The following is a 21640-nucleotide window of genomic DNA, read 5'->3' on the forward strand; positions in this document are numbered from 1 at the left end:
TTGGGTCGCATGGGAAACGCACTGGGGGTGCCGGGCCCCGACAAGATCGGATACATGGCGGACGTCGCCGCCGCAGGCCGTGACTACAAGCACCAACTGCTGAACCTGCTCGACCTGAGGCACGGCGACGTCGTCCTCGACGTGGGCTGCGGCCCCGGCGAGGACCTGCCGGCCATGGCGGACGCCGTCACGATCTCCGGCCGCGTGATCGGCGTCGACGTGGACCCGGCGATGGTGGAAGCAGCCAAAGCCAAACTCGGCTACTACCCGCAGGTCGAGATCCGCCTCGGCGACGCCCACGAACTCCCCGTCGACTCCGGCACCGCCGACCGCGCCCGGATGGACCGCGCGTTGCAGCACGTCGCGGATCCCGCCGCCGTCCTCGCCGAGCTCCACCGCGCGCTGAAGCCGGGCGGCCTGCTGCGGATCGCCGAGCCGGACTGGGACTCGCTGGTGGTCGACGGCGACCTGGAGATGAACCGCGCCTTCAACCGGTTCGTCTGCTCGACCATGGTCCGCAACGCCACCATCGGCCGTCAGCTCGCACGGCTCGCGCGACAGGCGGGCTTCGAGGTCGAGGACGTGCGCTCAGCGGCGCCGGTGTTCCACGACTTCGAGCAGGCGGACAAGATCCTCGCCTTCACCCGCAACACCCAGCGCGCCGTCAACGCGGGCGCCATCGACCGCGCGGACGGCGATCGCTGGCTGGCCGAACTGGCCGCGGGCGACTTCTTCGCCGCACCGCTGATGTTCCTACTGGCGGCCCGCAAGCCGTTGTGAGACAACGCCGAACGACTCGACCACGCGAGCGAGGCTCTCCTCCCCGTGCCCCTCGGCGACCTGCTGGTCCACCAACGCCTTGAGCGAGTCGAGCGCGGCGAACGGAACACCCTGACCAGCCCGGATCAGCGTGGCGAGGCCCGATTGGTTCATGGCCAGGCTCGACTCCCCGCCGCCGTAGTTCCCGCTGTCGATCTCTTCGGCGAACGTGACCAGCGCCGGGTGCATGTCGGTCAACCAGGACAACAGCATCGGCGTGAGGTCGGTGGCCTTGATGCCACCGGCCCGCGCCAACGCCGCGGCGTGCAGGAAGCCGCCGATCAGGCCGTACATCCCGGAGAGGATCGCCACGTCGTACCCCGAGGCACGGCCGGCGTCCTCACCCAGGAACGTGACCTTTCCCAGCAGCTCCAACGACTTCTGCCAGCGTTCGGACACGGCCGACGAACCGCTGTAGATGATCGACGACGCGTCGGTGCCGATCGTCTGAGGCACCGCGTACACCGCACCGTGCAGGTATTCGGCTCCGTTCGCCGAGGCCCAGCGCGCCAACTCACGCGCCTCGTCAACAGTGCCGGACGTGAGGTTCACCAACGCCCGCCCGCGCACATCGACCCCGCTCAGAACCTGTTGGGCCGCCTGGTGATCGAGCACGGCGACGACCACGAGCTCGCTGGCCGCCACCGCTTCCGCCGCAGTGGTTGCACCAGTCGCCGCCAACCCCGCAGCCTTTGCGGGAGAACGGTTCCAGACCGTGACGGAATGACCGCCACGCACGAACGTCTCCGCCAACGCACGTCCAAGATTGCCGAGACCCAGCACGGTGATCGCTTCAGATGTCATGCCTCCAGCCTCGCCACGCGCGATCAACTCAACCAGTGACCGGAATGACCCCTTCCACCAAATTCCTGCCATAGGCTGGAACGCATGAGCGCTGGATCCGTCGCCCTGATCGTGCCCAGCGACTTCGGGGTGGCCGACCTCTACGAGCTGGGTATCCCCGCGGCCGTCTTCGGCACGCCGCAACCCGACCTGGCCGACCCCTGGTACGAGTTGTGGTTGTGCGGTACCGGAACCCGGACGCGCGACACCAAGCCGGGATTCACCCTGCACAGCACTCTCGGACTCGATGACGTCGTGCACGCGGACACCGTCTTCGTGTCCTGGGTGCCGGAGGAGGTCATCGAGGAGAACGCACCGGTGCCGCCCGAGTTGGTCTCGGCTCTGCGCAAGGCCCACGACAACGGCGCGCGAATCGTCTCGCAGTGCGTCGGGGCGTACGCACTGGCCGAAGCCGGCCTGCTCGACGGACGCAGGGCGACCGCGCACTGGATGCACACCGCGTTGCTGGCCGAGAGGTATCCGAAGATCGAGGTCGACGACTCGGTGCTCTACGTCGACGAGGGTGACGTGCTGACCAGCGCGGGCATGACCGCCGGACTCGACCTCTGCCTGCACCTGGTGCGCCGCGACCTGGGCGCCCACGTCGCGAACCAGCTGGCCCGCCGCATGATCGTGCCGGGACACCGCCCCGGCAGCCGCAGCCAGGTCATCGACCTCTCGGTCCCGCCGGACGACAACCAGAGCCTGGAAGCGGTGCTCGACTGGGCGCGCACCCGGCTCGACGAACCGCTGACGATCGAGGACCTGGCACACAAGGCCGCGATGAGCCCGCGGACCTTCTACCGCAAGCTCCACGCCAGCACCGGCACGACGCCGTTGCAGTGGCTGCTCAACGAACGCGTCGCGCGGGCGCAGGCGTTGCTGGAGTCGACCGACCTGTCCGTGGAGAGGATCGCAGGGCTGAGCGGCATCGGCACGGCCAACAACCTGCGCCACCACTTCCTGAAGCAGGTCGGGATGTCGCCGAGCGACTACCGGCAGCAAAAAGCCCCGGCGCGCAAGCACCGGGGCCTTTCACGAACGAACTAGAACCGCGAGGCTCAGGCCTCGTCCACCAGCATGTTGCGGGTGCGGTTCGGGTCGACCGGGATGCCGGGGCCCATCGTCGTGGAGACGGTGACCTTCTTGACGTACCGGCCCTTGGCCGCGGACGGCTTGGCGCGGAGCACCTCGTCCAGAGCCGCGGCGTAGTTCTCGACCAGCTTCTCGGGGTCGAACGACACCTTGCCGATGACGAAGTGCAGGTTGGCCTGCTTGTCAACGCGGAAGTTGATCTTACCGCCCTTGATGTCGTTCACCGCCTTCGAGACCTCGGGGGTCACGGTGCCGGTCTTGGGGTTCGGCATCAGGCCACGCGGGCCGAGGATGCGGGCGATGCGGCCGACCTTCGCCATCTGGTCGGGGGTCGCGATCGCGGCGTCGAAGTCGAGCCAGCCACCCTGGATGCGCTCGATCAGGTCCTCGGAGCCGACAGCGTCCGCACCGGCGGCCTCGGCCTCAGCGGCCTTGTCACCGGTTGCGAAGACGATCACGCGGGCGGTCTTGCCCGTACCGTGCGGCAGGTTCACGGTGCCGCGGACCATCTGGTCGGCCTTGCGAGGGTCGACGCCGAGGCGGATTGCAACCTCGACGGTGGCGTCCAGCTTCACCTTGGACGTTTCCTTGGCGAGCTTGGCGGCCTCCAGCGGCGAGTACAGCCGCTCCCGGTCCACCAGCTCGGCGGCGGCCTTGTAGGCCTTGCTGCGCTTCATTCCGACTGTTCCTTAATTCCGAAATCAGTTCGTGGTTCGTGAGCCGCGCTCGGCTCTCCCACGCTTGCTTGAAAGGTCTTGATCAGCCTTCGACCGTGATGCCCATGGAACGGGCGGTGCCGGCGATGATCTTCGCGGCCTGGTCGACGTCGTTCGCGTTCAGGTCGACCATCTTGACCGTGGCGATCTGGCGCACCTGCTCCATGGTCACCTTGGCGACCTTGACGCGGTGCGGCTCGCCCGAGCCCTTGTCGACACCAGCGGCGGCGAGCAGAAGGCGCGCGGCCGGCGGGGTCTTGAGCTTGAAGTCGAACGAACGGTCTTCGTACACGGAGATCTCAACCGGCACGACCTGACCGCGCTGCGACTCGGTCGCGGCGTTGTAGGCCTTGCAGAACTCCATGATGTTGACGCCGTGCTGACCAAGCGCGGGACCAACGGGCGGCGCCGGGTTGGCGGCACCAGCCTTGATCTGCAGCTTGATGATCGCTGACAGCTTCTTCTTCTTGGGTGGCATTGTCCGTACTTCCTGTTATTGCGGTGTCCGCGCGCGGCCCTGCCAGCCGCAGCGTGGCCGACCGGTCTCCCTTTCGGGAAACCGCTCAGATCTTTGAGACCTGGCTGAACGACAGCTCGACCGGCGTCTCCCGGCCGAAGATCGACACCAGGACCTTCAGCTTCTGGCCGTCCGCGTTGACCTCGCTGATCGTGGCGGGCAGCGTGGCGAACGGTCCGTCCATGACGGTGACCGACTCGCCGACCTCGAAGTCGACCTCGATGGTCGGCTTCGGTGCGCTGGTCGAGGCGGCCTTCTTGCCCTCGGCGGGCTTCTGCTCCTGCTGCGGGAGCAGGAACTTCAGCACCTCGTCGATGGTGAGCGGCGAGGGCTTCGAGGTGGCTCCGACGAACCCGGTCACGCCCGGCGTGTTGCGGACGGCGCTCCAGGACGCGTCGGTGAGCTCCATGCGGACCAGGATGTAGCCGGGCAGCACCTTGCGCTGCACCAGCTTGCGCTGGCCGTTCTTGATCTCGGTGACCTCTTCGGTCGGCACCTCGACCTGGAAGATGTAGTCCTCCATGTCGAGCGTGTGGATACGAGTCTCGAGGTTCGCCTTGACCTTGTTCTCGTAGCCGGCGTACGAGTGCACGACGTACCAGTCGCCGGGCGCGTGGCGCAGTGCCTGACGCAGCTCCTCGGCCGGGTCCTCGATCTCGGCGTCGATCGGCGTCTCGTCGATCGCGAGGACGTCCTCTTCGGTGACGTCCTGGACGGTCTCGTCCGCGGTCTCCCGAACCTCGGGCTCCACAGCCTCCGACGCGACCGACTCGTCGACGGCGGTGTCCTCGGACACCTCGTGATCGGTGCGGTCGGTCAGCTCCTGGGCGTCGACGCCGTGATCGGAGGTCACTGTGGATCTCGCTTCCTGATTGCAGCGGCAGTTGTCCGGCTCAGCCGAACAACTCGAAAACAGCCGCGCCGAAGCCGAAGTCGAGAGCCCACACCATCGCGGTCATGAGGACCACGAACACCAGCACGACGGCGGTGTACGTGATCAGCTGCTTGCGCGTCGGCCAGATCACCTTGCGGAGCTCGCCGACGACCTCGCGGATGTAGCGGAAGCCCCGCCCGATCAGCGAGGGACGCTTCTCCTGTCCGTCACGGGCCTTAGTCGGGCGACCCTTCTTCGCGTCCTCGTCCGACTCGTCGGTCTTGACGACGCTCTTCTTCGACTCAGCGCTGCTGCCGTCCTTGCGGGCGGCCGGGCGAGAGGAGGCACGACGTTCACGTCGCGCCGCAGCAGTGGACGGCCGGACGACGCCTTCGCGCTCCTCCGGCTGGTCCTGCTCGCGGCCCTCGGCCATGCCGTCCTCCACTTCACCCAAACGCTTCGACAGCAGGGGCGACAGGACTTGAACCTGCAACCTGCGGTTTTGGAGACCGCTGCTCTGCCAGTTGAGCTACACCCCTTCGGGATCCGGAAAGACCCCCTGGCTGAGGACACCCTCAACTCTCCTCACGTGGACCGTGAGGCGATCGATGAGCCCTCCAGGTTTTGGAGCATACGGCATGCCCGCCCGCACTCTCCAATCAGGCTGGTCAACGCGCGTTCAGCGCGCCAACCCCCTCACCCATGCACCAGCCTGCCACATCGGGCAGACCGGCACATGGGCGAGGTCTATCAGTTGCGCACCGACGTCACCGCAGGATGCGAATGCACGTCGGCTGCGACGTCGGCAGGCCAGGGTAAGTCGCCTTGGCACAAAGCAACGAATCCTGCCTGAAACTGGTCTTCGGGAACTCCTCGTGGTAGGTCAGATTCGCCTTGCATGGCGCAATGCCCTGCCGGTAGTAATCCCCACCGCTGTTCAGAATGCCGAAGATCTCAATCTTGACGTCGCAGAGCATCTGCACTCCGGGGCCAACCTGCATGCCGCCGGAAATGCGGTCCACCCACAGGCTGCTGCCTTCGACCTTGATGCAGGCCTGGTTGAGCGACGACGGACCGGACATCCGCACGCACTGCGTCGCATCCATCACACCGATGTCGTCGGCCGTGCTTTCGCTTGCACTCGCCGACGCGGTGATGCTCAGCGCTGCCGCCAGCGCGATGACGAACGACATGATTTTTCGCATTTCAACGTCCCCCTTGATCAAGCAATGCGACTGAATCCTCCAGCCTCAGCACGCGGAGCGGCCAGCAGTGGCACGGATCCATGTCATCGAGACGTTCGCGCCAGTGACCACATGCCGAGCTGTCTGCTGACGACGTGCCCGACCAGGCCATGGAATGCGGTATCGCGCGCGACCGGGTCGCTGACGCCCTCGACCATCGCGGCGATCGACGCGCCGCCGATCAGGTCGGCTTCGAGCAGCCGGGCCACCAGCACGAGGAGCGACTCCGCGCCGACACCCATGGCGCGGAGCCTGCCGAGGCCCGCCAGAAAATCCCCACCGCCGGTCCACGAGTAGGAACCCGCCGATTCCGCGATGATTCCGCAATCGCGCAACACGGACACCGTCGCACCATCGCGTAGCGCGAGAACGTGCAACGCGGCCAACATGTCCGGATCAAGTTCTTCTTCGCGCTGAATCAATTCGATCGCAGCCAGGTTCAGCCCGCGCCGCTGCAACGCCGCAATCCGCAGCAACGCCACCAAATGCCGCTGGTCGAACACAAGCCGACCGGCACGCCGCCGAACCGGCGGCAGCAGGCCCCGTTGCCGATAGTCGCGGATCGTCCGCGGCTGTATCCCGACGCGTGCGCTCAGCATTTCCAGCGTGAAACACTCTTCGTGTGACAACTCAACCCCCAGGTGAAGTCACCAGTCTTCCTACCAGTGATCACCTGGGACGTCAGATAGTTGAGCGACTACCCAACGTAAGTCGGGGTGGGCACCCCGACTTACGTTGGGGTGCGCAGGCGCAGGCGCCGGCCGGTCGCCGTGTTCTTGATCACATGATCAACGCACTCGCACGCGGGCGAAGGCGCCCGACAAGACCGACTTGCCCTCGAAAGCGGCCGTGATGTTGACCTTCACAGTTCCGTCCTCGAAGTCCTTGGAGACCTTCGCGGTCACCTCGACCAGCGCACCCTCGTCGTCGTTGGGCACGACGACCGGCCGGCCGAAGCGGCAGCCGTACTCGACGATCGCGCCGGGGTCGCCGATCCACTCCGCGACGACGCGCGAGGCGACGGCCATGGTCAGCATGCCGTGCGCGATCACGTCCGGGAGGCCGACGTCCTTCGCGATCTTCTCGTTCCAGTGGATCGGGTTGAAGTCCAGCGAGGCGCCCGCATAGCGCACCAGGTCGTCCCTCTTGAGGCGCACCGACAACGGCGGCAGCTCCATACCGACTTCCACGTTCACGCGTCCTCTCCCCTCACCACGAGCATCGACTTGGCGGTCGTGACCAGCTCACCGTCGACGGTGCTGATCTCGGTCCGCACGGTCACCATGTCGTTGCCCATGCGGGACGTGATGGCGTCGATGTGCGCCACGCAGACGAGCTGGTCGCCCGCGGTGATGGGGCGGTGGTGGACGAAGTTCTGGTCGCCGTGCACGACACGGCTGTAGTCCAGCTTCAGCTCCGGGTCGAACATGACCGTCTCGTTCGTCTTCATCGACACCACGATCGCGAACGTGGGCGGCGCGATGACGTCCCTGTGCCCCAACGCCTTCGCCGCTTCGGTGTCGCGGTAGGCAGGGCTGGTCGCACCGATGGCGTCGGCGAACTCGCAGATCTTCTCGCGGCTCACGTCGTACGGCTGCGACGGCGGATAACTACGTCCGATGAAGGCGGGGTCGAGAGGCACCCGACGAGCCTATATGCGACGAGGCCCGCCCCAGGTGTGGGACGGGCCTCGTGCGGAAGCGTTGCTACGCGCTCAGCGGGTTTCCTTGTGCGCGCGGTGCGTCTTGCAGTTCGGGCAGAACTTCTTCATCTCCAGGCGGTCCGGGTCGTTGCGACGGTTCTTCCTGGTGATGTAGTTCCGGTGCTTGCACACCTCGCACGCGAGGGTGATCTTCGGGCGAACGTCGGTCGCAGCCACGGTCCTTGCCTTCCTGAGAGCGCACTTGCCCCGGAGTCCCAGTGCGGGCTTACCACCTGGCGGGGGTGGGCAACGAGGATGCTGCCCGATTCCTGTCCCCCAGAACGACCTGCTCACCGAGCGCTCGACCGGGGGTCTGAGGGCGGAGCCCCCAGGGAATGTCACTGCGGAGCGAGGATGGTCGGCGCTCTCCGCCGACACACCTCTCCCACTCGCGTAGCGGTGGCCGGACTTGAACCGGCGACACAGCGATTATGAGCCGCTTGCTCTACCAACTGAGCTACACCGCTGTACACAACACAAGCCGCGATGCTGACATCGCGGCCGAGTCGTGGAGCCCCTTTACGGAATCGAACCGTAGACCTTCTCCTTACCATGGAGACGCTCTGCCGACTGAGCTAAAGGGGCTTGCTCTTTCGTTCTTGCCGAGCGAGGAGAACTCTACAACACCGGTCCAGCAAGAACGAAATCCGGGGGTGCCTCTAGTGCACCAGCGTGAGCACCGTCTCATCGCGGGCTCCCCTGACCTGCACCGTTCGGGCGCGCAGCCACGCCTCGAAGCGGTCCTCGGACAGCGGACGCGAGATCAGGTACCCCTGCGCCACATCGCATCCCATGCCGACCAACTGATCGCGTGCGGCGTCGTCCTCCACGCCCTCCGCGACCACGACGAGGCCGAGCGAGTGGCCGAGCTCCACGATCGACCGGACCACGGCCATGTCGCCGAGATCCGTGCCCATCCCGAGCACGAACGACTTGTCGATCTTCACCTCGTCCACCGGCAGCTGGCGCAGGTACGCCAGTGACGAGTAGCCGGTGCCGAAGTCGTCGACCGCCAGCACGACACCGATCGCGTGCAGGCGCCGCAGCACCGGCAGAGCGCGCTCTGGATCGGCCATGACGCCCGATTCGGTGAGCTCGAAGGTCAGCAGCCCCGAGGGCACGTCGTGGCGCGCGAGGGCGTCCGCCACGCGGTTCGGGAAGTCCTCGTCGCCCAGCGTCCGGACGGAGAGGTTGACCGCGATGGACATCCGCAGCCCGCGGTCGAGCCAGCGGCGGACGCGTTCCAACGCCCGGTCCATCACGAAGTCCGTCAGCACGTCCACCAGACCGGTGGCCTCGACGGCCGGAACGAACTCGTCCGGGTCGACGCGGCCGAACTCCGGATGTGTCCAGCGCACCAACGCTTCCGCGCCCACGACCTGACGCGACGGCAGCGCGACCTTCGGCTGGTAGTGCACCGAGATCTGACCGGTCTCCACGGCCTGGCGGAACTGCGTCACGAGCTGGAAGCGGCGCAGGAAGATCTGGCCCATCGAAGGCGCGTAGGCCTTGACCGGTGTGCCTTCCGACGTGGCGCGCACGGCGACGTCCGCCCGCTGCAGCAACGCGTCGGGGTCCGGGTCCTCGGTCTCGGAGTCCGCTTTGGACGCGTAGCCGACGACCGCGGAAGCCTCGACCGTGAGCCGGTCGACGGGGTACGGCACGGAAAGCCCGGCACGCAGGCGTTCTGCCATCTCGTGTGCCGTCCCGGCGCGCGAGTCGTCGAGGTACGCGGCGAACGCGCCACCCTCCAACCGCGCCAGCGGCACGTCGGCACCGAGAGCGTCGCGCAACCGGCGTCCGGCCGCGACGACCATGCGGTTTCCCCAGGCCTGACCCAGCGCGTCGGACACCGTCGACAAGATGTCGAGGTCGATGCGCAGCACCACTCCCTTCTGGGAGTCGCGCAACGGTTCCGCACAGGCCTCGCGGAAGCCCGGCCGGTTCAGCAGGCCGGTCAGCGGGTCGTGGTAGGCGTCGTGGCGCAGCCGCGCCAGAAGCCTGCGGTTGTCGACGGCCGTCGCCAGGTGCGAGGCCAAAGTCCTGAGGAGCTGGATGTCCGCCTTGCCGAACCCGCGCCAGCGCGAGAGCCGGTCGTGCGCCTCGACCGCGCCGAGCAGCTGGGTCGCACCGCGCAACGGGACGACCAGCGCTTCTTGCGCATCACGGCGCAGCAAGGCCTCCGTGACGTCCTCGGTCGCGTCGGCGACTCGGTAGTAACGAACGTGCGTGCCCGGCAGCTGCAGGATCGGGTCCTCGCGCACGGCCCGCGGATCGGTCGCGGTCATCTCGTCGGGCAGCGGTTCGCCGGCGACGAGGGTGATCATGGCTTCCTGCGGGTCGGTGCGCAGGCGCAGCACGACCCTGTTCGCGTTGAGCTGCTCGCGGATGCGTTCCGCGATGAGCTGCCACTCGTCCTCTTCCACGCCCGTGGTGAGGTCGTCGTCGGGCTGGCGCGGGCCGGTGCCGTGCTGTCCCGACCTCGCGACACGAAGGCTGACCTCGCTCAACGCCTCGAGGTCCCGCTGTTCCCGCAGCAGCCCCGAGTAGGCGAGGTAGGTGGCCACGATCCCGGCGAGCACCAGGAAGATCAGTACGCCGCCCCACTTGGTGGTGGAGACGATCTGGTAGCCGACGAGACCGGCCGAGGTGTTCAGCAACGCCACGACCAGCGTCTGCAGCACAAGACGGACGCTGTTGCCGACGCGCATCGACTTGCCCATGAGCCGCAACGCGCAAAGGCCCAGCACGCTCGCGAGGAGCGGCACGGCGATCGTGCCGACGAACGGACCCGCCCAGAACGGCCCGTTCGCGCCGACCATGCGGTCCACGGCTTCCTTCACCGCGAACGCGACGGAGATCTCCATGAACATGAGGCCCGCGTTGTAGACGGCGCGGTCCAGGATCCGGCGGCCGAGCAGCGTGCCCACGCCCGCGACCACGTGCGCGGCGAGCACGACCTCGAACGGGGCCACCAAAAGCCCCAGCACCAGCGGGATCTCGGTGAAGGAGATCGTCCACGCGACACCGCTGCGGACGTCGACGTTGATCGCGAGCTGTTCCGCCAGCAGGAAGCCGACGACGAGAAGCGGGCCGATCCAGAAGAGAGACGTGGTCTCTTTGTCCGGTAGCCAGGCCGCGACCAGGCCCGCGCAGACGACACCGGCCACCAGAAGGGTGACGGCGAACGCGCTGAACGCGCGGTTGGTCGACTTGGCCGACCAGGCGGCCGAGTCCGACACGGGGGCCGACGCTCGGTCGGACATCCAGCCTCCTCGTCGGCCTGGGGTGGGGGGACCTCTAGGCGTGACTGAGGGGTCCCGCACTTGGCGATCAGGACCCCTCCAGGGGCACCAATGTACCCCGCTCGGGGGACGAAATGGCAGGTCGAGCACCCCGTGTGACTTCGATTCACCCAGACGTGGTTACACGCTCAGGTGCCCTCGGAGCACGGTCACGGCCTGACCGGAGAGCAGTACGCGATCTTGAGCGAGGGTGGTCCTGACGAACCCTCCGCGCGGCGACGCCTGCTCCGCCAGCAGGTCAGCGCGCTGGAGCCGCGGCACCCAATAGGACGCCAGCGTGCAGTGGGCCGAACCGGTGACGGGGTCCTCCGGGATGCCCACGGCCGGATAAAAACAGCGACTCACGACGTCCGCTTCGCCGTCGCCGATCGCCGTCACGATTACTCCGCGTGACAAGATCTGTGTCAGTCCTTGGACATCAGGTCGCAAGGAACGGACTTCCGCCGCGCTTTCCAACTCGATCAGGTAGTCGAAGCGCCCACGTGAGACGGACTTGATCGTCGCATGTGGCAGCGCTTCCGCTAGTCCGATTGGCGGGTCAATCAACTCTGGAGGGTCCGCCGGGAAGTCCATCCGGATCCATCCATCGTCATTCACGCATGTGAGGACCCCGCTACGCGTGGTGAACTTCTGCTCCCCGCCCAGGACATGTGCGGTGGCGAGGGTGGCGTGCCCGCAGAGGTCGACCTCGACCTCCGGCGTGAACCAGCGCAGGTGGTTGTCGGGGGTGACGAACGCCGTCTCGGCGTGCTTCATCTCGGCGGCGACGTTCTGCATCCAGGCGTCGTCCCGCGGTTCGGTCAGGAGCACGACGCCGGCCGGGTTGCCCGCGAAGGGCCGGTCGGTGAACGAATCCACTACGAAGATCTCCACCTGGCCGACCTTGCCATGCTCAGATGAGGTCGTGACGGAGATTTTCTCTTACCGCGAGACAGATCCGGACTCCCTGATGTTCACCTGGGGAGCGCTGCACACGCACGGGCTGACCTGGCAACCGGGCTGGGACCTGCCCGCGTTGCTGGCCGAGTGGGAGACCCGGCTGACCGGCCTGGACGACCCGGACACCGTGGCGATCGTGACGCTGCCCAGCCACGAGACCGGCGACACGCGGACGCTGATCCACCACGGCTTCGCGCCGCTGACGGTCGTCGCCGAGCGGATGGCGGGCCGGGACGTCCCGCACCGGCCGTCCAGCGTGGACGTGCGGCCGGCCACCCACGCGGACCTGGACGCCGCAGTCGAGATCAACATGCACACGGTCCGGTACGACACGGCGTTCGGCATGGTCACCGAACGCCCGAACACCGCCACGCACCTGCGGACAGCGCTGGCAGGTGTGCTCGACCGCGACTACGAGGCGATGTGGCTCGCCGTCCGCGGCGACACGCCCATCGGCATGATCTACGTCGACATGCCGCAGGACGCGACGTGGATCGAGCGGTTCACCGACGCGCGGCCGTTCGCCTATCTCGGACACCTCGGGGTCCTGCCGGACGCCCGCGGCACTGGTGCGGGCAGCGCTCTCGTGGCACACGCGCACGCGGTGCTGGACGGCGCCGGCGTGGCATCGACGCTGCTCCACCACGCTCTGCCGAACCCGCGCTCGACGCCGTTCTGGTACTCGCACGGCTACCGGCCGCGCTGGACGCTGTGGGCCCGCCGGCCAGCTTTGCGCACGTCCCACGGCGTGTCTTCGTGACCCGATCGGCCTAATGAGACATGCTGGCCTCGTTCGCACAAGTGAAGAACCCAAACGAACCCGTACTTGTGGAACGAATTCGGCCTCTATTTCGACAAAGGGGTAGCGGATTCGGACACCACACCTGGGGGGTCGAGATGGAACTCAGCGGAAGAGCAAGGTCAATGCTGCGGGCTGTCGCGGCGGGCCGTGCCGAGGTCACCGGCGGCACAGAGCCCGAGCTGTACGTCGACGGACTGCCCTGCTGCGACCAGATGGCGACGCACGACCTCGTGCACGCGGGACTGCTGCGCCCCACGCAGCCGACGTCGTTCGGCCGGCGCGTCTGCGCGGAGCTGACCGACGACGGAAGGGCCGCTCTCGCCGCGAGTTGATCGGCGTGTTGACCTCCCAGTGATCGAACATTTGTTCGATATGGGGTAAGCTCGCGCTGAGGCCGGGCACGCAAGAGAGAGGAAGCTCTTGCGCGCCCGGCCTCTTCGTTCGCGTTACGCGACTTTCTGCTGCGTGGCGACGTTGAGCCGGTTCCACGTGTTGATGCCGCAGATCGCCAGCATCAGCCCCGCCAGCTGCTTCTCGTCCCAGTGCTTCGCGGCCTCGGCGTACACCTCGTCGCTGACGTGCACGTGCGTCATCTCCTCGGCGAGGGCGAACGCCGCCTTCTCCGCGTCGGTGTAGTACGGCACGTCCCGCCAGCCGGCGACGGCGTAGACCCGCTCGTCCGCCACGTTCGCCTTGCGCAGCAACTTGGTGTGGTAGTCGATGCAGACTCCGCAGCCGTTCATGATGCTGACCCGCAGGCAGATCAGCTCCACGAAGTCCTTGTCCAGCCCCGTGGCCGCGCCGGCCTCCGCCAGGTCCAGCAGGGCCTTCATCGCGCCGGGCACGGACATGATCGGGTTGGCGATCCTCATCTTCGTTCTCCCTGTCGTATCTCGTCTTCTGCCCTGTCGACCCGGTGGGCGACGAAGGTGTGACAGGTTGTTCGAAGATTTTTTCTCAGGCGCTGATCCCCTGGCCGAGACCGCCGTCGACGGGCAGGTCGGCACCGGTCGTGAAGGTGGCCTCGAACGCCAGGAAGAGCACGGCGTCGGCGACCTCGTCCGCCCTGCCGTGGCGCTTGAGCGGCGTGATCTCGTCGCCCTCCTGCTTGAAAGCGTCCAGAACGTCTTGCGGCACACCGGTCACGCCCATCGACGGAGTGTCGATGAAGCCGGGGCTCACGACGTTGACACGGATGTTCCGCGGCGCCAGCTCCGCCGCGAACGACCTGCCGAACGACCGCACCGCCGCCTTCGCCCCGGAGTAGACGCTCATCCCCTTCGCACCACCGGTCTGCGCGATCGAGGTGGTGAAGACGATCGAGCCGCCTTCTTTGATGAGCGGCGCGAGGTGCTGAGCGGTGAAGAACGCGCCCTTGGTGTTCACGTCGAACGTGCGGTCGTAGTCGTCCGGCGTGACGTCCTGGTGCTCGAACAGCGTCGCGTAGCCGACGTTGACGAAGAGCAGGTCGATGTCGTGAAGTCGTTGTGCGACTTCGGTTTTGAGCTTGGCGATGTCGTCCAGGTTCGCCGCGTCCGACCTGATGACGTGGGCCTTGATCCCCTCAGCCAGCTCGATCTTGCGACCGGTCAGCAGCACCTCGGCGCCACCGTCGACCAGCTTGTCGACCACCGCGCGGCCCATGCCGTGCGTGCCGCCCGTGACGACGGCCTTCTTCCCCAGGTACTTCACCGGATCTCCTCGATGACACTCGCGATGCTGTGCGCGCCGTGGCCGTTGCTCTGGGCGCGTTGGAACAGGTGGTGCAACGCCTGCGGAACCGTTGCGTCGAGGCCTTGTTCCTCGCTCGCACGGGTCAGCAGGCGCAGGCCTTCGACGTTGATGTCCAATGCGGACACCTCGGTCTCGTAGTTCTTGTGCTGTGTCGCCTCGCCCATCTCGGGCAGGAACGTGCCGACCGTGGCAAGCCAATCGGTGGCCAGCGGCGTGAACTGCTGCGGCGTGACGCCGGCGGTGCCGACCAGCGCGAGTGCCTGCAGGTAGCCGCCGAAGACCGGCCACATGATCCCCAGCAACGCGAGGTCGTACAGCGCGGCCAGGCCGGCGTCCGCACCGACGTGCACCGGCTCGCCGAAAGCGTCCAGCACGTGGTGGTTCTCGTTGCCGCTGAACAGAATCCGGGCCTGCTTCGTGCCGATCTGCTGCGGCACGGCCATGATCACGCCGTCGACGTACTCGACACCGTTGTCCTGGGCCCACTTCGCGGTGGCGCGGGCCTCCTCGGGCGTGCCTGACGTGAGGTTGACGAGCGTTTTGACGTTCTTGCTGAGCAGCGGGCGCTGGACGTCGTAGGTCGACAGGCACGTCACGACGACGTCCGCTTCGAACGCTTCTTCTGGTGTGGCAACGCTTCTGGTGCCGGGCAGCGACTTCGGTGTCCTGTTCCACACGGTCACGTCGTAGCCCGCGTTGACCAGGGCCGTTGCGAGCGCGCTGCCCATCCGGCCGAGGCCGAGCACGCTGACCGTTTTCTTGATCCCCATGCCGGCAATGCTCGTTCTGCCACTGCCGAGACGACAAGTACCTACTATTTTGTCAGGTACCCACTTTTCGGTAAGGATCCAGCATGTTGCCTCGGAGCTACAGCTGCGGACTCGACGCGGCGATCGACGTGATCGGCGGCCGGTGGAAGGCGCTGATCCTCTGGGCGCTGCACGACGGCCCGGTGCGCACGGGCGAACTGCGGCGCAAGGTGTCCGGCATCAGCGAGAAGATGCTGATCCAGGTGCTGCGCGAGATGGAGGCCGACGAACTGGTGCACCGCGAGGTGTTCCACGAGGTCCCGCCGCGCGTCGAATATTCGCTGACCAAGCAGGGCGTTCGCTTGAACGAGGCGCTGGGCCCGTTGGGCGACTGGGGCGAGGAGAACATGGAGGGCATCGCACGCCGCCGCGGCCGCGAGCCGGCGCCTAGGCATTGAGCAGGCGGTCCGCGACTTCCTGCCAGCTCTGGGTCTCCGCGGCTTTGCGCGGCGCTTTTGACAGGCCGTGCTCGCTCAGCCAGCGCAGCAACGCCGTGCCGTTCTTCAGGACCGCGTGGCCGTTCCAGTCACCCCAAGCGAGCGTGATCCCGTGGTGGAGAAGGACGACCGCAAGGCGTTCACGTCGTGCGTCGAGAATCTCGAACCGGACGTCGCCCATGCAGGCGCACCCCATGCCGGCCAACGACTGCACGGCCATGACCGCGCGCAGGCGGTCACGCTCACCCCGACCCAGGTCCACGACGACCGCACGGGACGCGTGAACCTCGACGAGCCTTACGTGAAACGCCCTGCGCAGAACGTCGTCCAGCGCGGAGAGCGTCACCGGTCCAGATAGACGACTGTGGCGTCGTCGGAAACCTTCTTGCGCGGCCAATCGATCGCCTTGGCGTCTTCCTTTTCGACCTGACGCATTTTGCGGATCAGATCGTCCGGCCCGTTCGTGGCCATCAGTTCGAGCGCCTTGGGCCAATCGAAGAGATTGAACAGATCGACGGCCCGCGCGGCGCCATCGGAGAGGATCGCGACGCGCCGGACGTCCGCCAGCGGGATTTCGCCGGTGAGCGCGTGCTCAACATCAGCAGGGTTCGCACCGGCCGTGCGGTTCGTCTGAGTGTCGGTCACAACGTGCAGTTCGCGCTTGGTGTCGACCACGACCGTGGCGTCGCCCAGCACCAGATAACGCAGCACGTCGTCCTTGATCTGCACGAGCCCAACAGCCGCGCTGGGGCTGTGCGGGTGATCGAGATCGCAGTCGCCCTCGTGCAGCTCCCGGGTCTGCTTGATGGCCTCGACCAGCGCCGCAGCAGGTCCGTGGTGCGCGAACCGCAGGATCTCGGCGGCCAGTTGATCAGCGAACCACCCGACGCTGTGCACACAGCCGGTCTCGTCCTTCGCCGTCACCCCGTCGAGCACGGCGAGCAGGTTCGGGCCCACCAGCGCCCGGTCCTCACTCGGCGCCGTCGCCCGTCCCGCCTCGGTTGCCATCTGCGTGCGCACAGCGTCCCCTCCACAACACCAAGCCGACGTACGACGATGGGCCCCTGACCAGCTCGGTCAGAGGCCCATCTGTGCGTGGCGGGTAGAGGATTCGAACCTCTGTAGCTTTCGCGACGGATTTACAGACCTCCGCCTCGAAACTCCTCTACCTGCCACGATTGCCTCTTGATGTGCCACTTCGGCACACGTTCGGCACAGGCTACCTTCACTGCCTTCTAGGTGTGCTTCTTGGGGCTCGGGTAGACCTCATGCTCCGGATCCCACCACACCGCGTAGAAGCGTGAGGCTTCCCGGAACCCATATAAGCGCTGCTTCCCGCCGATCTGCAGCCGACTGATCCGATCCCGGTCATCCAACTCCAGCTCAACTAACCGCTCCTGGGCAGCCTTAGTCGGAAGCGACTCGATGTCGTAGTCCTTGCCGGTCTTGCCGTCACCGCTGAAGACCTGATGGACCGTCATGCTCTCGATACTGCGAATGCGATTCAAGAGAGTCAGGTGGTCTTCGGCGGTGATCTTCGTTAGGCACCAAGGACCCTGAACATCAACCCGGCTGAACAGGATGACCAGCTTATCGTCGGGGTCGTGAGGAGTGAACTCCCGACGAGGCTTCCTGCTGGACGGGATGTTGCCAGCCTCGACAGCCCGAGGATTGCGAACCGCGTCGGGTCTGTTCTTGACCTTGGGACGTCCCTTGTCCCTGCCCAAGTCAGACCTCCTCAGCCTCGCCACTGGTGAGGCCGTCGTAGTACTCGAACATGTCGCTCTGCAAAATCGGTGCGCTCCCGCGCTGCCCATCAGCGAGGCCGGCGCGCTCGCGAGCCAGCTTCCATGGAGCCTCACGGTGGGTGAGCTCGCTCAGCCAGTTGGCAGGTTTGTCACCGTACGAGTCCAGGACGATGTCGATGGTGTCCTTCTCTTGCTGCTGAAGGACTTCCGGGTCGCCCCCAAGACGCTCGTTGGCTTCAAGACGCCAACGCAGACGATGTTCACGGTAAAGCTCGCGCACCACAGGGCCATTTGCCCACGCCTCAATCTGCTCGTGGAACAGCGGCACTTCGTCCCACACGAGGTGCCAGGCCTGGCTGTAGTACACCAGTTTCTGAAGTTTCATGGCCGTCATCGGACCCTTGCGGGCAAGGATGTAGGCGGCCACATCCAACGCGCTCGCCATAGCTGCCAACTCCCCTCCGGCTTCGGCAGTTATCCATAGGCAATCCACAGTTCGTGGGTCGCCATCCCCAGCATCTCAGATCCATCCTTCCGTGTTACGCACCTCGCCGATCGTGACGCCAACGTCACTTGATCAGACCATCGCGGTGACACGAACACACGTTCGACTATACCCTCTGAACTGCGCTTATCGCTGCTCCGCCTGGGTGCATCATCCCTGGGGTCTAGACCAAGATCGGTCGCTGAGCCGGGTCGCCAGATCCCCGCTACGTCTCGCGAACCTGCGCTAGACAGAGCAAGAGCACCAGATCGAGTGATCCTTTAGGCAACCCGTCGAACGAGGACTCCCGAGCCACAACTTGCCTCTATTCCAGGACCGCTCACTTGCCAGTCGGACCATTTGGGCTCGGCTGCCCATCGGAAACACGGCTACGCCGATCGACGACTATCTGGACATGCCCGAGGATCGCCCTACCCCCGTGCCGCTCCCCCACCCTGCGCCGGGAGAGCAGTCCTCCACGCACCCACGTGTGCCGCTACCGACGTCAACTACGTCTCGCATACCGCTAGAGCCCATGCCGCGCAGGGTCATCGCAACCGTGGCAGCTTCCATCGCCACAGCCACAATCGGCCTTGTAGTGGCGCTGTGGTGGGCTGGCACTGCAGGCCTGTCAGGGGCAGCGTTGGTGACTGCACGATTCGACGCGCTACGCACAGGGCTAAGCATTGGCATTGGCGGCGGTGGAATCTTCGCACTGTACCTAGCCTGGCGACGCCAACACGCCACCGAGATCGGGCTCGTGCAGAAAGAACGTGACCAAGCCGACGTCGCTCGCGCGTATGAGCTGCAACGCGAGACCGCCGAGCACACCCGCCTACACGCTGAACGCGTCGCTGCTACCACGGAACGCGACGCGGAAGCTCGCCGGATCACCGACCTATACGCGAAATCCGTGGAACAGCTCGGATCAGATAAGGCCCCGGTACGTCACGGCGGTCTGTACGCCCTGGAGCGCCTTGCACAAGACCACCCCGATAATCCTGCCCTCCGCCAAACCGTGGTCAACGTACTTTGCGCCTACCTGCGCGCACCCTTTGACCCTCCCGGCGACCAACCAGACGCCGGCGCGCACGCAGAAACCCGCGATGAATACCGCGTCCAAGTCCAGGAACGGGAAGTCCGACTAACCGCTCAACGCATCCTCACCACCCACTTGGACCCCGGCAACGACCCGGACCATCCGTCAACAAACTTCTGGCCTGACACCGACCTCGATCTCACCGCCGCGGTACTGGTCGACTGGGATATGCACAGAGGAAGGCCGAACAACGCAATTTTTCGGAGCACCGTCTTTAGTGGAGATACCCGGTTCGCCGGCGCGAGCATCACAGGGCAGGCCTCATTCGTTGACGCGCAATTTACAGCAAATACTCGATTTGACAACGCAAGGTTCGCCGGACCCGCACGGTTCGATAATGCGAAGTTTACCAGCATAGCCCGGTTCGAGCACACCATATTTGCCGAGATGGCACATTTCGGCGGTGCAACGTTCGCCGGAGGTGCGTTCTTTGAACAGGCCTCGTTTTCCAGCTACGCCCTGCTCCCTCGTACATCATTTCTTGAACAAGCGTGGTTCAACGGCGCGACTTTCACAGAGTACGCCGCCTTCGAGACAGCACTTTTTGCAGAAGGAGCCCGATTCGAGAACTCTTTGTTCACTGCGGGCGTCACATTTAGCAGCGCCACCTTCCGCATGCACGCCTGGTTCAGCAACGCTAAGTTCAACGGCGATGTCGAGTTTCGCAATGCGCAATTCAGCGAAGGCGTCCCACTCGGAGAGGTTAGTTCGACCGCAGCCGCCGAACTCGTCTCCGGCTCCCTCTTTGGTAATGCAACGTTCGTTGAAAACTTTACGCCAGAGAAGGTTGACAATAAACCCGAGCGACTGAAATTCACACAGGGCGTAAGGTTCGACGGGGCAAGGTTCACTAAAGGAGTGCGGTTTGATGGAGCAACTTTCTTGCATACGCCGATCGAACCATCAATCAATTTTTCGTCATGGCCTGCTGACTGGCAACCCTCTCCTGATCATGCACCCGTCGATGGTCGTGAGGGATCCTGGCATCACCTCCTAAATAGCGAACCAGCTAGGACTACCGACGCTGACAAACAGCACAACTAGCGATGATCCCTTTGCCCTTCTGGATGGCATATGTCACCGCTATGGTGTACTCGACATCCTCGCCGGATGCGCGCCCCTGGTTTGGCCACCGGGGGCATCGGCGGGGACACATCCGGCGATGAGGTGGACCTATGGCGACCTCGGGTTTTCCAGACCCTGCGCACACCACGATCGGGCAGCGAATCAAGTGGGCGCGAGAACGCGTTGGCATGTCGCGCCGTGTCCTCGGCGGCCTGGTCGACAGGAGCCCGGAGTGGGTGAAGGCCGTCGAGATCGGCCGACTGCAAGCGCCCCGTCTGCCGATGCTGCTCCGCATCGCACACGCCCTTGGAGTGCAAGACCTTGCTGAACTCACCGGCAACGGCCACGCCGTGCCAGTTTCCGTGTTCGCCGGAGAGAAGCACGTCGCGCTGGCCGCGGTCCAGGCCGCGCTGACCGAGTACCACCTGTCCAGCGACACTCGCCCGCCGAACGTTGCACACCTTGCGGTGCGCCTGGAACAGGCGTGGCAGGTTCGGCACGCGAGCCCCGATCATCGCACACAGCTCGGTCTGCTCCTCCCTGACCTGATTCGGGATGCGCAGCGCGCCGTGCGCGTGATCCGCGGTGATGAACGCCGAGATGCACGGCGGGTGCTGGCCGGCGTGTACCGGCTCGCTGACTTCTACTGCGCCTACCAGCCAGCCGCGGAGCTGGTGTGGCTTGTCGCGGACCGGGCAATGAATGAGGCGCTCGAAGCTGACGACCCGCTCGCAATCGCTGGCGGTGCGTGGGCCAAAGTCCAGGCGTTGCGCGACGTCGGCCGCTGGGACGAGGCGCTGGACGTGGCGGCATTCGGTGCCCACGAGATCGAGCCCTACCTGGACAGCGGTGACAACTGGCGTGGCATGTGGGGCGCGCTGAAAGCCGAGGTCGCCTACGTGCACGCTCGCCGCGGCCGGCACGGGCAAGCCTGGGAAGCATGGGAGCTCGCAGACCGCGTCGCTCAGGAGCTCCCCGTTGGCTACCGGCACACGCAGTCTTCGTTCAGCCGTCCCGTGATGTCCGCTCACGCCACAACGCTCGGGGTGGAGCTGCGGCGCCCCGCCGAGGCTTTGCGTGCGGCCGACCAGTTCGACCCGGACACCATTGCTTCTGTGCCACGTCGAGCCCGGCACCTGATCGAGGTCGCGCGTGCGCACGACCAACGCGGCGAGCGGCACGCGGTGTGGGCGCTGCTCCACCACTCGGAGCGCACAGCACCCGAGACGATCAAGTACAACGGGTTCGCGCGGGAGATGCTGATCGGTTTGCGCAGCAACCCGCCGACCGGTCTGCGCCAGGACGTCCATGACCTGTGCGAGCGGGTGGGTATCGCGGCTTAACCTGACCAGGTGGGGGTACAGCTTGTACCCCTTGGCATGTCGCGGCGGTCCTACGTTCCGAACAT

Annotated in this window: 26 protein-coding genes and 3 tRNA genes; 7 read left to right on the forward strand and 22 right to left on the reverse strand. The window is 65.9% G+C overall.

Annotation, left to right across the window (positions count from 1 at the left end; translation table 11 throughout):
* The first annotated feature begins 9 nt into the window (after nt 1-9).
* Nucleotides 10-780 carry a methyltransferase domain-containing protein gene (locus LFM09_RS41865; RefSeq protein ID WP_414102183.1) on the forward strand — a complete coding sequence of 257 codons (771 nt, stop codon included), beginning with the start codon at nt 10-12 and terminating at the stop codon, nt 778-780.
* On the opposite strand, the gene LFM09_RS41870 is transcribed toward LFM09_RS41865, so the two are convergent.
* Nucleotides 754-1623, reverse strand: coding sequence for an NAD(P)-dependent oxidoreductase (locus LFM09_RS41870; protein ID WP_414102184.1), 870 nt, complete (start codon nt 1621-1623; stop codon nt 754-756). The two genes, LFM09_RS41865 and LFM09_RS41870, sit on opposite strands and share 27 nt — an antisense overlap.
* An 84-nt stretch (nt 1624-1707) precedes the next feature.
* On the opposite strand from LFM09_RS41870, the gene LFM09_RS41875 reads away from it, so the two are divergent.
* Nucleotides 1708-2712, forward strand: coding sequence for a GlxA family transcriptional regulator (locus LFM09_RS41875; protein WP_414102185.1), 1005 nt, complete (start codon nt 1708-1710; stop codon nt 2710-2712).
* 11 nt (nt 2713-2723) lie between these two features.
* On the opposite strand, the gene rplA is transcribed toward LFM09_RS41875, so the two are convergent.
* From rplA to LFM09_RS41945, 14 genes are all read right to left on the reverse strand, one after another.
* Nucleotides 2724-3434, reverse strand: coding sequence for a 50S ribosomal protein L1 (rplA, locus tag LFM09_RS41880; RefSeq protein ID WP_112262376.1), 711 nt, complete (start codon nt 3432-3434; stop codon nt 2724-2726).
* Between the two features lie 82 nt (nt 3435-3516).
* Complete coding sequence (rplK, locus tag LFM09_RS41885; RefSeq protein ID WP_167970835.1) at nt 3517-3951, reverse strand: 50S ribosomal protein L11; 435 nt, start codon at nt 3949-3951, stop codon at nt 3517-3519.
* An 85-nt stretch (nt 3952-4036) separates the two neighbouring features.
* Nucleotides 4037-4843, reverse strand: a complete 807-nt coding sequence (gene nusG, locus LFM09_RS41890) for a transcription termination/antitermination protein NusG (protein ID WP_414102186.1) — start codon at nt 4841-4843, stop codon at nt 4037-4039.
* 40 nt (nt 4844-4883) lie between these two features.
* Nucleotides 4884-5297 carry a preprotein translocase subunit SecE gene (gene secE, locus LFM09_RS41895; RefSeq protein ID WP_414102187.1) on the reverse strand — a complete coding sequence of 138 codons (414 nt, stop codon included), beginning with the start codon at nt 5295-5297 and terminating at the stop codon, nt 4884-4886.
* A 33-nt stretch (nt 5298-5330) separates the two neighbouring features.
* Nucleotides 5331-5403 (reverse strand) — tRNA-Trp (locus tag LFM09_RS41900).
* A gap of 228 nt (nt 5404-5631) precedes the next feature.
* Nucleotides 5632-6090: a hypothetical protein gene (locus LFM09_RS41905; protein ID WP_414102188.1), complete on the reverse strand. Its 459-nt coding sequence runs from the start codon at nt 6088-6090 to the stop codon at nt 5632-5634.
* 62 nt (nt 6091-6152) lie between these two features.
* The gene (locus tag LFM09_RS41910) at nt 6153-6737 is read right to left on the reverse strand and encodes a MerR family transcriptional regulator (protein WP_414102189.1); all 585 of its coding nucleotides are present in this window, start codon (nt 6735-6737) and stop codon (nt 6153-6155) included.
* Nucleotides 6738-6896: 159 nt separating this feature from the next.
* Nucleotides 6897-7286, reverse strand: coding sequence for a MaoC/PaaZ C-terminal domain-containing protein (locus LFM09_RS41915; protein WP_414102234.1), 390 nt, complete (start codon nt 7284-7286; stop codon nt 6897-6899).
* 14 nt (nt 7287-7300) lie between these two features.
* Entirely contained in the window at nt 7301-7750 is a 450-nt protein-coding gene (locus LFM09_RS41920; protein WP_414102190.1) for a MaoC family dehydratase N-terminal domain-containing protein, read from the reverse strand.
* 72 nt (nt 7751-7822) lie between these two features.
* Nucleotides 7823-7987 (reverse strand): 50S ribosomal protein L33, encoded by a 165-nt coding sequence (rpmG, locus tag LFM09_RS41925; protein ID WP_414102191.1) that lies wholly within the window; start codon nt 7985-7987, stop codon nt 7823-7825.
* A gap of 217 nt (nt 7988-8204) precedes the next feature.
* A tRNA-Met gene (locus LFM09_RS41930) sits at nt 8205-8277 on the reverse strand.
* Between the two features lie 42 nt (nt 8278-8319).
* Nucleotides 8320-8395: transfer RNA gene (locus LFM09_RS41935), tRNA-Thr, on the reverse strand.
* Between the two features lie 74 nt (nt 8396-8469).
* A complete protein-coding gene (locus tag LFM09_RS41940) occupies nt 8470-11076 on the reverse strand; it encodes a putative bifunctional diguanylate cyclase/phosphodiesterase (protein WP_414102192.1) in 2607 nt (868 codons plus the stop codon).
* Nucleotides 11077-11235: 159 nt separating this feature from the next.
* Nucleotides 11236-11988 carry a PhzF family phenazine biosynthesis protein gene (locus tag LFM09_RS41945; protein ID WP_414102193.1) on the reverse strand — a complete coding sequence of 251 codons (753 nt, stop codon included), beginning with the start codon at nt 11986-11988 and terminating at the stop codon, nt 11236-11238.
* Between the two features lie 31 nt (nt 11989-12019).
* Between LFM09_RS41945 and LFM09_RS41950 the strand changes: the two genes are divergently transcribed.
* Complete coding sequence (locus tag LFM09_RS41950) at nt 12020-12814, forward strand: GNAT family N-acetyltransferase (RefSeq protein ID WP_414102194.1); 795 nt, start codon at nt 12020-12022, stop codon at nt 12812-12814.
* A gap of 164 nt (nt 12815-12978) precedes the next feature.
* Nucleotides 12979-13188: a hypothetical protein gene (locus LFM09_RS41955; protein ID WP_239567185.1), complete on the forward strand. Its 210-nt coding sequence runs from the start codon at nt 12979-12981 to the stop codon at nt 13186-13188.
* Nucleotides 13189-13302: 114 nt separating this feature from the next.
* Here the strand turns inward: LFM09_RS41955 and LFM09_RS41960 are convergent, their stop codons facing one another.
* The 3 genes from LFM09_RS41960 to LFM09_RS41970 form a co-directional block, all read right to left on the reverse strand.
* Nucleotides 13303-13728 carry a carboxymuconolactone decarboxylase family protein gene (locus tag LFM09_RS41960; RefSeq protein WP_414102195.1) on the reverse strand — a complete coding sequence of 142 codons (426 nt, stop codon included), beginning with the start codon at nt 13726-13728 and terminating at the stop codon, nt 13303-13305.
* A gap of 85 nt (nt 13729-13813) precedes the next feature.
* Complete coding sequence (locus tag LFM09_RS41965) at nt 13814-14548, reverse strand: SDR family NAD(P)-dependent oxidoreductase (RefSeq protein ID WP_414102196.1); 735 nt, start codon at nt 14546-14548, stop codon at nt 13814-13816.
* The gene (locus LFM09_RS41970; protein ID WP_414102197.1) at nt 14545-15360 is read right to left on the reverse strand and encodes an NAD(P)-dependent oxidoreductase; all 816 of its coding nucleotides are present in this window, start codon (nt 15358-15360) and stop codon (nt 14545-14547) included. Before LFM09_RS41970 ends, LFM09_RS41965 begins: the two co-directional genes overlap by 4 nt.
* Before the next feature lie 83 nt (nt 15361-15443).
* On the opposite strand from LFM09_RS41970, the gene LFM09_RS41975 reads away from it, so the two are divergent.
* Nucleotides 15444-15797 (forward strand): winged helix-turn-helix transcriptional regulator, encoded by a 354-nt coding sequence (locus LFM09_RS41975; RefSeq protein ID WP_414102198.1) that lies wholly within the window; start codon nt 15444-15446, stop codon nt 15795-15797.
* Here the strand turns inward: LFM09_RS41975 and LFM09_RS41980 are convergent.
* The 4 genes from LFM09_RS41980 to LFM09_RS41995 form a co-directional block, all read right to left on the reverse strand.
* Complete coding sequence (locus LFM09_RS41980; protein WP_414102199.1) at nt 15787-16182, reverse strand: hypothetical protein; 396 nt, start codon at nt 16180-16182, stop codon at nt 15787-15789. The two genes, LFM09_RS41975 and LFM09_RS41980, sit on opposite strands and share 11 nt — an antisense overlap.
* Nucleotides 16179-16856 (reverse strand): protein phosphatase 2C domain-containing protein, encoded by a 678-nt coding sequence (locus tag LFM09_RS41985; protein ID WP_414102200.1) that lies wholly within the window; start codon nt 16854-16856, stop codon nt 16179-16181. The genes LFM09_RS41980 and LFM09_RS41985 overlap by 4 nt, the downstream gene beginning before the upstream one ends.
* A 215-nt stretch (nt 16857-17071) precedes the next feature.
* Nucleotides 17072-17563 (reverse strand): hypothetical protein, encoded by a 492-nt coding sequence (locus LFM09_RS41990; RefSeq protein ID WP_414102201.1) that lies wholly within the window; start codon nt 17561-17563, stop codon nt 17072-17074.
* Between the two features lies 1 nt (nt 17564).
* On the reverse strand, nt 17565-18029 hold the full coding sequence (locus LFM09_RS41995) for a Panacea domain-containing protein (RefSeq protein WP_414102202.1): 465 nt from the start codon (nt 18027-18029) through the stop codon (nt 17565-17567).
* Between the two features lie 598 nt (nt 18030-18627).
* Here LFM09_RS41995 and LFM09_RS42000 point away from each other — a divergent pair.
* Together LFM09_RS42000 and LFM09_RS42005 are read left to right on the forward strand one after the other, a co-directional pair.
* Complete coding sequence (locus tag LFM09_RS42000) at nt 18628-20211, forward strand: pentapeptide repeat-containing protein (protein ID WP_414102203.1); 1584 nt, start codon at nt 18628-18630, stop codon at nt 20209-20211.
* A gap of 131 nt (nt 20212-20342) precedes the next feature.
* Complete coding sequence (locus LFM09_RS42005; RefSeq protein WP_414102204.1) at nt 20343-21575, forward strand: helix-turn-helix domain-containing protein; 1233 nt, start codon at nt 20343-20345, stop codon at nt 21573-21575.
* Nucleotides 21576-21640 lie beyond the last annotated feature (65 nt).

The sequence above is a fragment of the Lentzea alba genome, from assembly GCF_047445655.1.
Classification (GTDB): Bacteria; Actinomycetota; Actinomycetes; order Mycobacteriales; family Pseudonocardiaceae; genus Lentzea; species Lentzea alba_A.